The organism is Agromyces sp. Y575 (assembly GCF_059445445.1).
Window position 1 is genome coordinate 23789 of sequence record NZ_JCAIUI010000005.1, and the last position, 14446, is coordinate 38234.

At 69.8% G+C, this 14446-nt stretch carries 13 protein-coding genes; 8 read left to right on the forward strand and 5 right to left on the reverse strand.

Annotated elements, in window-relative coordinates; all coding sequences use genetic code 11:
• The first annotated feature begins 138 nt into the window (after positions 1-138).
• Entirely contained in the window at positions 139-2013 is a 1875-nt protein-coding gene (locus AC1C2U_RS17985) for an alkyl/aryl-sulfatase (RefSeq protein ID WP_495363138.1), read from the forward strand.
• A gap of 161 nt (positions 2014-2174) precedes the next feature.
• Here the strand turns inward: AC1C2U_RS17985 and AC1C2U_RS17990 are convergent, their stop codons facing one another.
• The 3 genes from AC1C2U_RS17990 to AC1C2U_RS18000 all read right to left on the reverse strand — a co-directional run bounded on the left by AC1C2U_RS17990 (position 2175) and on the right by AC1C2U_RS18000 (position 5263).
• Positions 2175-2846 (reverse strand): response regulator, encoded by a 672-nt coding sequence (locus AC1C2U_RS17990; RefSeq protein WP_495363139.1) that lies wholly within the window; start codon positions 2844-2846, stop codon positions 2175-2177.
• Positions 2843-4096: a sensor histidine kinase gene (locus AC1C2U_RS17995; protein WP_495363140.1), complete on the reverse strand. Its 1254-nt coding sequence runs from the start codon at positions 4094-4096 to the stop codon at positions 2843-2845. Before AC1C2U_RS17995 ends, AC1C2U_RS17990 begins: the two co-directional genes overlap by 4 nt.
• Before the next feature lie 90 nt (positions 4097-4186).
• The gene (locus AC1C2U_RS18000; RefSeq protein WP_495363141.1) at positions 4187-5263 is read right to left on the reverse strand and encodes a YihY/virulence factor BrkB family protein; all 1077 of its coding nucleotides are present in this window, start codon (positions 5261-5263) and stop codon (positions 4187-4189) included.
• Positions 5264-5433: 170 nt separating this feature from the next.
• Here AC1C2U_RS18000 and AC1C2U_RS18005 point away from each other — a divergent pair, with 170 nt between their 5' ends.
• The gene (locus AC1C2U_RS18005; RefSeq protein ID WP_495363142.1) at positions 5434-6396 is read left to right on the forward strand and encodes a DUF2510 domain-containing protein; all 963 of its coding nucleotides are present in this window, start codon (positions 5434-5436) and stop codon (positions 6394-6396) included.
• A gap of 17 nt (positions 6397-6413) precedes the next feature.
• On the opposite strand, the gene AC1C2U_RS18010 is transcribed toward AC1C2U_RS18005, so the two are convergent.
• Both AC1C2U_RS18010 and AC1C2U_RS18015 read right to left on the reverse strand, forming a co-directional pair.
• Positions 6414-7475: an alpha/beta hydrolase gene (locus AC1C2U_RS18010; protein WP_495363143.1), complete on the reverse strand. Its 1062-nt coding sequence runs from the start codon at positions 7473-7475 to the stop codon at positions 6414-6416.
• An 86-nt stretch (positions 7476-7561) separates the two neighbouring features.
• The gene (locus AC1C2U_RS18015; protein ID WP_495363144.1) at positions 7562-8062 is read right to left on the reverse strand and encodes a GNAT family N-acetyltransferase; all 501 of its coding nucleotides are present in this window, start codon (positions 8060-8062) and stop codon (positions 7562-7564) included.
• A gap of 149 nt (positions 8063-8211) precedes the next feature.
• Between AC1C2U_RS18015 and AC1C2U_RS18020 the strand changes: the two genes are divergently transcribed.
• From AC1C2U_RS18020 to AC1C2U_RS18045, 6 genes are all read left to right on the forward strand, one after another.
• The gene (locus tag AC1C2U_RS18020) at positions 8212-8448 is read left to right on the forward strand and encodes a hypothetical protein (protein WP_495363145.1); all 237 of its coding nucleotides are present in this window, start codon (positions 8212-8214) and stop codon (positions 8446-8448) included.
• A gap of 117 nt (positions 8449-8565) precedes the next feature.
• Positions 8566-11064, forward strand: coding sequence for a DEAD/DEAH box helicase (locus tag AC1C2U_RS18025; protein ID WP_495363146.1), 2499 nt, complete (start codon positions 8566-8568; stop codon positions 11062-11064).
• Between the two features lie 120 nt (positions 11065-11184).
• Entirely contained in the window at positions 11185-11346 is a 162-nt protein-coding gene (locus tag AC1C2U_RS18030; RefSeq protein ID WP_495363147.1) for a hypothetical protein, read from the forward strand.
• A 52-nt stretch (positions 11347-11398) separates the two neighbouring features.
• On the forward strand, positions 11399-12595 hold the full coding sequence (locus AC1C2U_RS18035; RefSeq protein ID WP_495363148.1) for an acetyl-CoA C-acyltransferase: 1197 nt from the start codon (positions 11399-11401) through the stop codon (positions 12593-12595).
• A gap of 35 nt (positions 12596-12630) precedes the next feature.
• Complete coding sequence (locus tag AC1C2U_RS18040; protein WP_495363149.1) at positions 12631-13449, forward strand: enoyl-CoA hydratase/isomerase family protein; 819 nt, start codon at positions 12631-12633, stop codon at positions 13447-13449.
• Positions 13446-14315, forward strand: coding sequence for a 3-hydroxyacyl-CoA dehydrogenase family protein (locus tag AC1C2U_RS18045; RefSeq protein ID WP_495363150.1), 870 nt, complete (start codon positions 13446-13448; stop codon positions 14313-14315). The genes AC1C2U_RS18040 and AC1C2U_RS18045 overlap by 4 nt, the downstream gene beginning before the upstream one ends.
• The last annotated feature ends 131 nt before the right edge of the window (positions 14316-14446 follow it).

The following is a 14446-nucleotide window of genomic DNA, read 5'->3' on the forward strand; positions in this document are numbered from 1 at the left end:
GGCCCTTCCGCCCACGCAGGCAGATTAGGAACGCGGCGGCCGGATGATCATCACCCCGTGGAGCCGTTCAGCACCCCTACCGGGGTACGGGGTGCAGGTGCCATAGTCGGATCAGTCACTGACGCTCAGGGGGAGTCCATGGACCAGAAGCCCGCATCCGCCTCGATCGAGGCTGCACATCACGCTTTGCGCAGCTCATTGCCGTTCTCGGATACGCAGGACTTCGACGACGCCGATCGCGGGTTCCTCGGCGCGCTCGATCCCGGGGTGGTGCACGCGGCCGACGGCAGGGTTGTGTGGGACAACGACAGCTACGCGTTCATCTCGGGCGACGCCCCCACAACGGTGAACCCCAGCCTCTGGCGGCAGTCGTCGCTCGTCGCCAAGCAGGGTCTCTACGAAGTCGTCGAGGGCATCTACCAGGTGCGCGGGCTCGACCTCTCGAACATCACCTTCGTCGAGGGCGACACCGGCGTCATCGTCATCGACCCGCTGATCTCCACGGAGACGGCCGCCGCTGCCCTCGGGCTCTACCGCACGCACCGGGGCGACCGGAAGGTGGTCGCGGTCATCTACTCGCACAGCCACGTCGACCACTTCGGCGGCGTCTTCGGCGTCGCGACCCAGGCGGAGGTCGACGCGGGCACGATCGCGGTGCTCGCCCCCGAGGGGTTCGTGGGGCATGCTGTGGCCGAGAACGTCTACGCAGGCACCGCCATGGCACGCCGGGCCGGGTACATGTACGGCGCAGTGCTCGATCGCGGTCCGCAGGGTCAGGTCGGGGCAGGGCTCGGCCAGACCGCCTCGAGTGGAGAGGTGGGCCTGATCGTGCCGACGCTCGAGGTGACGACCACCGACGAGACGCACACCATCGACGGCATCGAGATCGAGTTCCAGATGGCGCCCGGCACCGAGGCGCCGGCCGAGATGCACTTCTACTTCCCGCGGTACCGGGCGCTGTGCATGGCCGAGAACGCGACGCACACCCTGCACAACCTGGTGACCCTCCGCGGTGCGCTCGTGCGCGACCCGCACGTGTGGTCGGCGTATCTGACCGAGGCGATCGAGACGTTCGGCGGCAAGACCGATGCGGTCTTCGCCTCCCACCACTGGCCGACCTGGGGTGGCGAGCGCATCGTGGAGTTCATCGGCACCCAGCGCGACCTCTACGCCTACCTGCACGATCAGACCCTGCGTCTCTTGAACCAGGGATGCACCGGCGCCGAGATCGCCGAGATGTTCGAGCTGCCGCCGGCGCTCGAGAACGCGTGGAACGCTCGTGGCTATTACGGATCGGTCAGCCATAACGTCAAGGCGATCTACCAGCGCTACATGGGCTGGTTCGACGGCAACCCAGCGCGGCTCTGGGCGCACACGCCGTCGAACCTCGCGACTCGCTACGTCGACGCGATCGGCGGCATCGACCGCGTCGTCGACGTTGCGCAAGCGGCGTTCGACTCGGGCGACTTCCGATGGGCGGCCACGCTGCTCGACCACGCAGTCTTCGCCGACGAATCGCACGCGGCGGCGCGGGCGCTGTACGCCGACACGCTCGAGCAGCTCGCGTACGGCGCCGAGAACGGCACGTGGCGAAACTTCTTCCTCTCTGGTGCGACCGAGCTCCGGGCCGGCAACTTCGGGACGCCGACGGCCACGAGCGCCCCGGCGATCGTCGCGCAACTGAGCCCCGAGCAGCTCTTCGACGCGATTGCCATCTCGGTGAACGGGCCGAAAGCGTGGGAACTGACCCTCGCGTTGGACGTCACGTTCACCGACCTCGACACGAACTACCGCGCGTCGCTGCACAACGGCGTCTTCATCGCCGTCGAGAAGCCGGCCGACGCCGAGTCGGCGGATGCCACGCTCACGCTGACGAAGGCGCGCATGATCCGCCTCGTCGGCGGTGATCTGACGTCGCCGGGCCTCGAGGTCTCGGGCGACACCGGAGCGATGCCGACGCTGCTCGGCGTGCTCGACGCGGGCGACCCGTCGTTCGACGTCGTGACCCCGTAGGGGAGTGTCGTTGGTCGAGTAGCGACGAAGGAGCGTATCGAGAACCGGTGCGTGGTCTCGGGAGTGTCGTGGTCGAGTAGTGACGAAGGAGCGTATCGAGAACCGGTGCGTGGTCTCGATACGCTCGCTGGCGCTCGCTACTCGACCTACAGAAAAGGTGATCAGGAACCGGGCTGCACGAGCCCCGTGTCGTATGCGAACACGACCGCGTGCACGCGATCGCGGAGCCGCAGCTTCTGCAGGATCTTGCTGACGTGGGTCTTCACCGTCTGCTCGGCGATGAAGAGGGCGGCGGCGATCTCCGAGTTCGACAGCCCGCGGCCGACGAGGGTGAGCACCTCGCGCTCGCGATCGGTGAGCTCGGCGAGACGTGTGCCCGAGGGGCGGGGCGGCGGGCCCGACCGGGCGAAGTCCTCGATGAGGCGCCGGGTCACGCTCGGCGCGAGCAGCGCATCGCCTGCGGCGACGATCCGTACGGCAGCCACGAGTTCCTCAGGCGTCGCGTCCTTCAGCAGGAACCCGCTCGCCCCGGCGCGGAGCGCCTCGTAGACGTAGTCGTCGATGTCGAACGTCGTGAGCATGAGCACGCGCGGCACGTAGTCGGTGGAGCGCGGCGGAGTCTGCAGGGCCCGGGTCGCCTCGAGGCCGTTCTGGCCAGGCATCCGCACGTCCATCACGACCACATCGGGTCGCAGTTCGTGCGCCATCGCGACGGCTTCGTCGCCGTCTGACGCCTGCCCGACGACCTCGATGCCCGGCTGCGCGCCGAGCACGGCGGCGAAGCCGGCACGCACCATCGCCTGGTCGTCAGCGATCAGCACCGAGATCGTCACACCGTTTCTCCATTCGCGCCGAGGGGCAGGGTCGTCAGAACACGGTAGCCGCCGCCGGGCAGGGCCCCGTACTCGGCGCGCCCGCCGAGCAGGGCAGCGCGCTCGCCGATGCCGATGAGGCCGTGGCCGCCGCCTTTCGCATCGGGCCCCGGGGTATCCGTCGCCGCCTCGTTCTCGATGCACACGACGAGGTCGTCGGCGAGCACCTCGACCGAGACGAAAGTCGGTGCGCCCGGCGCATGCCGCACGACGTTGCTGAGCGCCTCCTGCACGATGCGGTACACGGCCGTCGAGGCGAGCCCGGCATCGGGCAGCGTTTCGGCGACGGTGAGCGTCACCGGCACGCCGGCGCGTTCGACGGATGCCGCGAGCTCGGGCAACTCGGCGAGCCCGGGCTGCGGCGTGGTCTCCGCCGCGGCGTCGGCACTGCGCAGCACTCCGAGCAGTTGCCGCATCTCGGTCATCGCGGTGCGGGCGGAGACCGCGATCTCGGCGAACTCGGTCTTCGCTCCCTCGCTCAGGCCCTCGACGCGGTACGGCGCACTGGTCGCCTGCACGTGAATGATCGAGAGCCCGTGGGCGACGACGTCGTGCAGTTCGCGGGCGATGCGGTTGCGTTCTTCGACGAGCAGGCGCCGCTGTTGCTCAGCGGCCGAGTGCTCGCGCTCGCGGAAGAGCTCGACACCGATGAGTCGCCACTGGGCGAGGAGCACGGCAACGACGAGCGCGAGCGCCGTGACGGCGGCGCCCGTCACCATGCTGGCTGCGGCGCCCGCATCGACGAACGCGAACGGCATGGTGACGACCACTCCGGCGAACCAGGTTGCGAGCCCGACCCACCACGGTCGCATGAGGCCGAGCACGATGAGCAGGGCGCCCTGCCCGATGATCGTCGTGACCGGCCACGGCCACGGGGCGCCGTCGGAACCGGCGGAGAGCAGCGCGAAGGCGAGCAGGCCGATCGTCGCGACCCCCGCCGCCACCCATGGCAGGCGCACGGCGAGCGGGATGGAACCGGCGAGCAAGAGACTCGTCGCGAACGCGGCGAGCAAGTGCACCCCGTAGACGGTCGCCGCGAGCGGAACCGCCACCGACAGGAGCAGCACGGCGAGGAGGGAGGTCGCCACCCACATCCAGGCGCGGAACTGCCGCTCATCAGGGCCGGCGACGCGCGGCGGCATCGGTGGGGCGGGCGGGCGAGGGGCCGGGGCATCCGCTGGTCGAGGGCTGGTCTGGTGGATCTGGTCCATGATGCCAGTACTCTGGCACGCACCGTTCGGGCGCCGCATCCCTCTTGGGAGCCATTCGGCGCCCCTACCGCGGTAGGGTTTCCGGCCCGGTCACCCGTGCGGACGACGCCCTGCAGGGGGTGTCACGCCGTCTGTCACGACGTCGGGCCGCATGCCGGCGGAGGCGCGCACATCGCGTTGCCGTTGCTCGCGGTTCTTCGCGATGAGCCGGTCGTCGCGGAGCGGCAGGTGCACGTGCTCCTCTGCTGCGACGCCCGCCCGCAGCTGGCGAGCCCGCTCGACCTCGGTGTCGAGCACGGCGCCGAAGAGCATCGCGAGATTCGAGAGCCAGATCCACAGGAGGAAGACGATGACTCCACCGAGCACGCCGTAGACGCGCTGGTACGTGCCGAATCCGAGCACATACAGTGCGAAGAGGCCGGTCGTGATCACCCAGGCGAGCAGCGCGCCGACGGCGCCGACGCTCAGCCAGCGGAAGTTGCGGCGCTTCACGTTCGGCGCGGCCGAATACAGCAACGCCAACACGAGGATGCCGATCGCGGCGAGCACGGGAAGCTTGCCGAGGTCCCACCAGAACGCAGCACCCTCGTCGAGGCCGAGCACTCCCACGGCCACCTCGGCGACCGGCCCGGTCAGCGCGAGGGCGACGGCTGCGACGGCAGCGAGCACCACCAGGACCGCCGAGATAGCGAGTGTCATGGGCCGCATCGCCCAGAACGGCCGGCCCTCCTCGACCTCGTAGATGCGGTTCATGCCGCGGCCGAACGCGCTGACGAAGCCCGACGTCGCCCACAATGTGCCGAGCAGTCCGGTGGCGAAGGCGAGGCCGGCATGCGACGCGTTCAGCAACTGGTCGATGGGTTCGTCGAGTGCATCGACGACGGATGCCCCGCCGAGCTCCCGCACGACCTCGAGCACGTCGGCCACCACAGCCTCGGCGCTGCCGAAGATGCCGAGCAGCGCGAGCGTCGCGAGCAACGCGGGGAACACCGCGAGCAGCGTATAGAAGGTGAGCGCGGCGGCGATGTCCTGCACCTGGTTGATGCGGTACTCGTGAACCGTGCGCGTGAAGATGAGGCGCCAGTCGCTCCGCGAGAGCTGCGCGGGCGAATCGTCGGCGCCGTCGTGCTCGGGTGCGTCGTGCTCGGGTGAATCGTGCGCGGACATGTCATCTCCGATCGGAACGCTCCGAGCCTACGGTGGCGGCGGCGGCCGTCGGCGCAGGGGCTTGCCCAGCAATGTGCTCAGGGGTAGGCGCCGGTCGACCTCCGCCGCCTTCAACCGACAGGAGGCGCGCGGCCCCACAGGGGTCGGCCGGCTCTGACAGGATCATGGTCATGACTGACGCGAACGCCCCAGCTGGCTGGTACGACGACGGATCCGGCCGCCTGCGCTACTGGGATGGCGCCGCATGGACGGTGCACTTCGCGCCGGCCGTGGCGGCACCGGCTCCGGCACAGGCACCGGCACAGCCCGTGGCATTCGTCGAACCGGCGACCGCTGCCGTACCGCCCGCCGTCGTGCCCTCCGTCGCCGTCGCCGCGGTCCCAGCCGTTGGCTCGCCCGGTGCCACGCACGTCGGCTCGACGCTCAACGTGCTCGGCCTCATCGCGCTCGGTGCCGCCGTGCTCGGGTTCGTGGTCGCGTGCATTCCGGTCGTTCGGTTCGTGGGATGGTTCCTCCTGCTGGCCGCCGTCGCGTTGGCGATCGTCGCCCTCTTCCAGAAGGGCGCGAAGTGGCCCGCCTTGACTGCGCTCGGCGTCGCAGTGGTGGGCGGCGTCGTGAGTCTCGTCGTGTTCGTCGTGAGTGTGGCGATGGCCACCGGCGCGTTCTTCGGTGCTGTCGCCTCTTCCGCTCCCGAGACGACGCCGCCCGCGGCGACCTGGCCCTCGCCCGCGGTCCCGTCGGGCGAGACCACGGTCGCGTTCGGCGAGACCTTGGTCTGGGAGGACGGTGTCGAGTTGTCCGTGTCACCGGCCGAGCCGTACACGACGAGCGAATACGCGATCGATCTGCCGTACGCCGACAACGTCTACTTCACCGTGATCGTCGAGAACAACTCAGACGAGATCATCGAATTGTCGTACATGACCCTCTCCCTCTACTCCGCGGAGAAGGGGGCGGGCGAGATCTTCGACTTCGGTGGTGTTCCCGACGACGTCGCCACGGAGCCGACCGAGGTGCTCCCGGGGGAATCAGTGACGTGGAACTCGGCATGGTCGGTCGCCGATCCCGATTCCCTGACGCTCGCGATCTCCCGCGACTTCAACAGCGAGGAGGTCTTCTTCACCAACGAGTAGGTGCGCCAGCGCCGGCGCTACCCGAGGTGAGCGTGCAGGAACGCCGCGACCCGTGCGCGCAGAGCCTCGTCGAGGATCCCGATCGAGTGCTCGGCGCCGGCCACCACCGCGAGTTCGACGGGCACGCCCGCTGCCTCCAACGTCGAGGCGAACCGCCGCGACTGCCCGAGGGGCACGATCTCGCCCTCGGCATGGCCGATGAAGAACGGCGGATCGCTCGGGTCGGCGTGGGGGCCCGCCGAGGCATCCGTCGCCTGACTGCACTGCTCATCGCTCGCGCCGGGTTCGCAATCGAGGTATTCGCCGATGATGCGGCGAAGCCAGTCGGATGCCCCGTCGGCCTCGAGCTCGGATGCGCCGAGTCCCACGGGCCCCGAGAGCTCGGCGACCGCCGCGACTCGCGAGCCCTCGTCGAGCGGGCCGTCGCCGGTGGTGCCGAGCAGGGCGGCGAGGTTGCCGCCGGCCGAGCCGCCGAACGCGCCGAGGCGGGCGGGGTCGATGCCGAACCGTTCGGCCTGCTCGGGCGCGCGCAGCCACTCCACGGCGAGCGCGACGTCGTCGATCGCGGCTGGGAACCGGGCGTCGGGCACGAGTCGATAGTTGACGGATGCCGCGACGAATCCCTCGCTCGCGAGCCACAGACAGACGTTGCGCCAGTCGCCGTTGGCCTTGTCGCCCCGGGCCCAACTGCCGCCGTGGATCGCGACGACCGCCGGCAGGAGCTCGGCAGCGGGGCCGGTGCCCGTGACTTCGGTGCCCGTGACTTCGGTGTCTGCGGGGCCGGTGTCGGCGGGCACGCAGACGTCGAGCGTCAGCAGCGTGCCGTCTTCTCGGGTGCCGTATTCGAGATCGGCGTCGACAATGATGCCCTCAGGCGCCGTGAACGTGCGGATGCCGATGATCTCGGTGCTCGTGAGCTCGCTCGCGGCATCCGATCCTTTCGGGTCGATCTCGCGCAGCTGCACGTGGAAGCCCGAGAGCGCGCTGACGCTCGCGATGGCGGCTGCAGCTGCTGTGACGGCCCACACGACCCGCCGGGCGCGGGTGCCTGAACCGCCTGTGCGTCGGGTCGAGTTCACACCGGGCTCCGGGTTCAGGGGTGCAGTGATGTTAGCTCACTTCTCCTGCGGTTGGAAACGCTTCCGGTCGCCCGATGTGCGGCCGGTCAGGCGAGCGGCTTCGCGAAGCAGACCGAGTGCGGTTCGCCGACGTATTGGCCGAACTGCGGGATCCTGCGGTAGCCGTGGCGTGTGTAGAGCGTCTGGGCGGCGTCATGCAGGTCGCCGGTCTCGAGCACGATCTCACGGATGCCGAGCGCGGACGCGTCGGCCTCGATTCGGGTCAGTAGCGCGCCCGCGACCCCGCGGCCCCGCGCCGACGGGTCGACGAACATGCGCTTGAGTTCGCCGTGCGTGGGCTCAGAGGCATCCGTCGCCGTTGCCGTGGTGTCGATGACGAGGGCGGCGATTCCGACGGCGCGTTCGCCGTCGCGCGCGACGTAGAAGGTCACCCCCGGCTGTTCGAGCGTGGCGATGTCGAGGAGGAAGTTGCTCTCGGGCGGATACAGGCTCTGCGCGTAGGCGGAGCTGCCATCGAGCAGCCGCTCGACCTCGGGCTGCCGCGGTGGCTCGACGGCGACGGTCACGGGAGGGAGTTGGTGGTCCACCCCGGGAGCGTACGTCGGCGATGTTTCGTCACGGTTTCGGCGTGTCGTGCCCCAAACGGTCGTGAATGCTCCGCGCCGGCTCAGGACGATGAGCGCGACGCAGCCCGTACAGCCGCTGGCGAACCGGAGCGCGTTACCTGGGGGTATCCATGAGCGACGACACGAATCCGCCGAGCACGACTCCAGCCGAAGCCGCCGCCACCGTTCCGCCACCGGGAGCCAGTCGCGCGATGCTGATCTGGCTGGGCGTCGCGGTCCGGATGCCGCGCAAGGCGCTTTCTCAGCCGTTTTCCGGTATCGTAGCCGAGTCGGTTCTGGACACTGCGCTGTGCGCGGATGGGTTTGTGAGTCCAAAGGGCCGGTTTCGGGGCAAGGGCCTCGGATAGTCACCGTATGTGAACGGCCCCGGTCGACGATGCTCCGGGTTCTCAGACCTGCTGTGCGCCAACGTGCGCCCGGCAGGCCTGCCATGTACTTCAAGTACAACCCAGGAAGACATCAGCATGCCCAAGAACAAGAAGCCCCAAGGCGGCAGGCCCGCCAAGAACTTCGATCCCTCGTACGCGAAGGGCGGCTCGAAGGGCGGCCCGGCGCGCGCCGGATCGTCCAAGCCCGGCTCACGCAGCGAAGGCCACCGCGGCTACCGCGCCGAGCCGACCGAGGCTCCGAAAAAGGAACGCTGGTCGCGTGACGAGCGCGTCTCCACCGGCCGTGCTCCGCACCGTTCGGAGCGCGACAGCCGCGACGAGCGCCCGGCCCGTTCGTACGACCGCAACGATCGCAACGATCGCTCGGCTCGACCCGCGTACCGCGAGGACCGCCCCACGCGCTCGTACGATCGTGACGATCGTGCGCCCCGCTCGGGTGACCGCAATGATCGCGCCCCTCGTTCCTTCGATCGCAACGAGCGCCCTGCGCGCTCGTTCGACCGTGATGACCGCGCGCCCCGTACCTCTTCCGATCGCAACGATCGCCCTGCGCGTTCGTTCGATCGCAACGATCGTGCACCTCGCTCGTACGACCGCGATGACCGTGCGCCCCGCTCGGGTGACCGCAACGATCGCGCCCCTCGTTCCTTCGATCGCAACGAGCGCCCTGCGCGTTCGTACGACCGTGATGACCGCGCGCCCCGTACCTCTTCCGACCGCAGCGAGCGCCCTGCGCGCTCGTACGACCGTGATGACCGCGCGCCCCGTACCTCTTCCGACCGCAACGATCGCCCTGCGCGCTCGTTCGACCGCAACGATCGTGCACCTCGTTCGTACGACCGCAACGACCGCCCTGAGCGCCCCGCGCGTTCGTACGATCGTGACGATCGTGCGCCGCGCTCCAACGACCGCAACGACCGCCCGGCTCGCCCTGCGTACCGCGAGGACCGCCCCGCGCGTTCGTTCGATCGCGACGATCGTGCACCCCGCAACGACCGCAACGATCGCCCCGCGCGTTCGTTCGACCGCAACGACCGCCCGGCCCGCTCGTACGACCGTGACGATGCTTCGACAGGCTCAGCACAGCGCCGGGCTCCCCACCGCGATGTCGATCGCCCCGGCTTCAAGGACTCGGGTCGACGCGAGTCGAGCTTCTACCCGGCGAAGGAGAAGGGCCACGGCTTCTCGACGAACGACGACGTCGTGCTCGAGCGCCTCGAGGCCGAGGCCATCCAGGCCACCGACACCGACGGTGTGAGCTTCGCCGACCTCGGCCTCGGCGGCAACGTCGTGCGCGCACTCAAGGAGCTCGGCGCGGACGCGCCGTTCCCGATCCAGGCCGCGACCATCCCGGTCGTGCTCGAGGGTCGCGACGTGCTCGGCCGTGGCAAGACCGGCTCGGGCAAGACCATCGCCTTCGGCGCACCCACCGTCGAGCGCCTCATGGCCATGTGGGCCGAGTCCGGCAAGTCCGGCGGCAAGCGCCAGATGGGCCGCAAGCCCCGCGCGCTCATCCTCGCGCCGACCCGTGAGCTCGCCCTGCAGATCGACCGCACGGTGCAGCCGATCGCGCAGAGCGTCGGTCTCTTCACCACGCAGATCTACGGCGGTGTGCCCCAGCAGCGTCAGGTCGGTGCGCTGCAGCGCGGCGTCGACATCGTGATCGGCACCCCCGGCCGCATCGAAGACCTCATCGAGCAGCGTCGACTCGACCTCTCCGAGGTCGTCATCACCGTCATCGACGAAGCCGACCACATGTGCGACCTCGGTTTCCTCGAGCCGGTGCAACGGATCCTCCGCCACACCGCCGCCGGCGGCCAGAAGCTGCTCTTCTCGGCGACCCTCGACAAGGGCGTCGCCACGCTCGTCGACGAGTTCCTCGTCGAGCCGGCCGTGCACGAGGTCGCCGGTGAAGACCAGGCCTCGTCGACGATCGAGCACCGCGTGTTCGTCATCGGCAACCACGAGAAGCGCGACATCGTCGCCGAGCTCGCGAACCGCGAGGGAAAGACGCTCGTCTTCAGCCGCACCCGCGCATTCGCCGAAGACCTTGCCGGGCACCTCGAGGACTACGGCATCCGCGCCGTCGCCCTGCACGGTGACCTCAACCAGTCGCGCCGCACGCGCAACCTGCAGCAGCTGACCTCGGGCCGTGTCAATGTGCTGGTGGCAACGGATGTCGCAGCACGCGGCATCCACGTCGATGACATCGACCTCGTGATCCAGGCCGACGCGCCCGACGAGTACAAGACGTACCTGCACCGCTCGGGCCGCACCGGACGTGCGGGCAAGACCGGCCAGGTCGTCACGCTCATCCCGCGCAACCGCCAGCGGCGCATGGTCGAGCTGCTCGACCGAGCCGAGATCGATGTCGACTTCGTCGACATGCGTCTCGGCGACGACTTCGCCGGCGAGCTCGAGCGCGGCACGGCCGCTGCAGAGGCCGTCGAGTCGCTCGACGCGGCCACTGAGGCCGCCGAGGTCATCGACGCCGTCGAGACCGTCGAGACCGTCGAGACCCTCGAGACCGTCGAGGCCGAGTCGGCTTCAGCCGACGAGGAACTCGCCGGCTGAAGCATCCGCCCGTGGAAAATCGGGGGCCCGCGTCCAGACGGATGCGGGCCCCTCGTGCGTTCACGCGGTCCCGATCGGGTTGCCATCGGCCACCATCGACCCGCTCCAGCGGCGCGGAAAGTGGAGCTGGAAGCGCAGTTGTTCTTCGAGCGCGTCGAGTCGGGCGAGCACGTCGAGTTCGCGCTCGTCGTGGGCGGGCGTGCTCGCCGGCCGAAGTTTCCCGGGCCGAGCCTCGTGGGCGGGTGGCGCGCAGGGGATCCGTTTGCCATACTTACTTCCTGAACGTTCGGTCGGGAAATGCGACCGGCGATGACAGTGCAGTCAGGAGTGGACCATGGCTGAGGCCTACCTCGTCGATGGCGTGCGCACGCCCGTCGGTCGTTACGGAGGCGCGCTCGCGGGAGTTCGTCCCGACGATCTCGCGGCGCTCGTCGTCGGCGAGATCGTACGGCGCACCCGGCTCGACGTCGCGGGCGAGCTCGGCGCGATCGACGAAGTCATCCTCGGCGCCGCGAACCAGGCGGGCGAAGACAACCGCAACGTCGCCCGCATGGCGGTGCTGCTCGCCGGGCTTCCCGACGAGATTCCCGGCATCACGGTCAATCGCCTCTGCGCCTCGGGCATGTCGGCGATCACGATGGCCGCGCAGGCGATCCGTGCCGGAGACTCCGACCTCATCGTCGCGGGCGGCGTCGAGTCGATGACGCGTGCGCCGTGGGTGCAGGCCAAGCCCGAGAAGGCCTGGGCGCGGCCCGGTGCGATGCACGACACGTCGATCGGCTGGCGGTTCCCGAATCCAGAGCTCTTGGCACGCGACAAGGCGACGTACTCGATGCCCGAGACGGCTGAAGAGGTCGCGCGCATCGACGGCATCACGCGCGAAGAGGCCGACGCGTTCGCCCTTCGCTCCCAGCAGCGGGCCGTGGCGGCGATCGCTGCGGGGCGCTTCGAGGCCGAGATCGTCGGTGTGCCGACCGCGCGCGGCGAGGTGCTCGTCGACGAGGGGCCACGCCCCGAGAGCACGCTCGAGGCGCTCGCCCGGCTCCGGACGGTCGTGAACGGCGGCTCGGTCGTGACGGCGGGCAATTCGAGCGCGCTGAACGACGGGGCATCCGCGATTCTGGTCGCGAGCGGTGCGGCGGTCGAACGCTACGGGCTCACGCCCAGGGCGCGGGTCGTCGTCGGTGCGAGCTCGGGCATCGCCCCCGAGATCATGGGGCTCGGTCCTGTTCCCGCGACCGAGAAGGCACTCGAGCGCGCCGGCATCGATCTCGACGAGATCGGCTCGATCGAACTCAACGAGGCGTTCGCCACGCAATCGATCGCAGTCATGCGCCGCCTCGGGCTCGACGAATCGCGGGTCAACGCCGACGGTGGGGCGATCGCCCTGGGGCATCCGCTCGGCTCGTCGGGCTCGCGTCTCGTCGTGACGCTGCTCGGTCGCATGGAGCGAGAGGGCTCGCGCTACGGCCTCGCGACGATGTGCGTCGGCGTCGGCCAGGGCACGGCGCTCATCGTGGAGCGCGTCTGATGCGCGAGGGTCATGAGCTTGCCGAAGGAAGCAGCGTGCGCGGCAGGCCCGATTCGACCCTTCGACAGGCTCAGGGTGCCCCCCTTCGGCGAGCGCAGGGCACCGCAGGCTCAGCGAACGAGAGCCCGCTGCTCGTCGAACGGCTCGACGACCGCGTCGTGGCCACACTCAACCGACCCGACAAGCGCAACGCGATCGACCAGGCCACGATCGACGCTCTGCACGTGCTCTGCGCCGAGCTCGAGGCGGTGCCGCGCACGCTCATCCTCACGGGCGCGCGCGGCGTCTTCGCCTCGGGCGCCGACATCGCAGAGCTCCGCGAACGGCGGGCGGATGACGCGCGCGCGGGCATCAACGCGAACGCGTTCGTTCGACTCGCGCTGCTGCCGATGCCCGTCATCGCAGCTCTCGACGGGTACGCGCTCGGCGGCGGCGCGGAGCTCGCCTACGCGGCCGACATCCGCGTCGCAACCCCCGCGCTCAAGATCGGCAACCCGGAGACCGGGCTCGGCATCATCGCCGCCGCCGGGGCGAGCTGGCGGCTGAAGGAGATCGTCGGCGACGCTCGGGCGATCGAACTGCTGCTCACAGGCCGCACCGTCGGCGCGGCCGAGGCGCTCGAGATCGGGCTCGTGAGCGAGCTGCACCCTGCCGACGAACTGCTGGCCGCTGCGCACGCGATCGCCGACCGAATCGCTCGCAACGACCGGGCTGCGACGATCGCCACGAAGCGAGTGTTCCGAGCACCGCGCGATGCGCACCCCGCCGCCGACCTCGAGGAACAGGCCGCGCTCTTCGAGAGCCCGGAGAAGCAGCGCCGCATGACCGAGTTCCTCGAGAGGAAGCGCACGTGACCGAGACCGCGACGGGGGCCCCCGAAGACGTCGGCGTACTCGGCGGCGGGCGCATGGGCGCCGGCATCGCGCACGCGTTCCTGCTCGCCGGCTCGCGAGTCACCGTCGTCGAGCGCGATGCGGATGCCGCGGGCGCGGCGTCGGCCCGTGTGCTCGAGTCCGTCGCGGCATCTGTCGCCCGAGGCACCGCCGACGATGACGAGAGCGCCATCGCCGCTCGCTTCGCCGCGTCGACCGATGTCGGGGACTTCGCCCGTTGCGACCTCGTCGTCGAGGCGGTGCCCGAAGACCTCGAACTGAAGATCGACGCGCTCACGCGCGTCGAGTCGGTGCTCGCGCCCGGCGCGGCGCTCGCGTCGAACACTTCGTCGATCTCAATCGACCAGCTCGCGGCGTTGCTCGATCGGCCCGAGCGGTTCCTCGGCCTGCACTTCTTCAACCCCGTGCCCGCGTCGACGCTCGTCGAGATCGTGCGAGGCCGCGCGACCGAAGGGCCGCTCGTGGAGGAGGCGCGGGGTTGGGTGCACGCCATCGGCAAGACCCCGATCGTTGTCTCGGATGCCCCGGGCTTCGCCTCGTCTCGGCTGGGCGTCGCGCTCGGGCTGGAAGCGATCCGCATGCTCGAAGACGGCGTCGCGTCGGCCGAAGACATCGATGCCGCGATGAGCCTCGGCTACAAGCATCCGATCGGGCCGCTGCGGCTCACCGACATCGTGGGCCTCGACGTGCGGCTCGGCATCGCCGAGTACCTCTCGGCGACGCTCGGCGAACGCTTCGCGCCGCCCGCGCTGCTGCGCCGCATGGTCGCCGAGGGCAAGCTCGGGCGCAAGACCGGCGAGGGCTTCTACCTGTGGGACGCCCCATGATGATCAACAGTGGGTCGAGGAGGAGCGAAGCGAGGTCTCGAAACCTGCCCGCTCGATCCGTATGGTTTCGAGACGCTCGCTTCGCTCGCTCCTCAACCCACGAGGGGGACGGCGCTGGCGCGCCTCCTCAA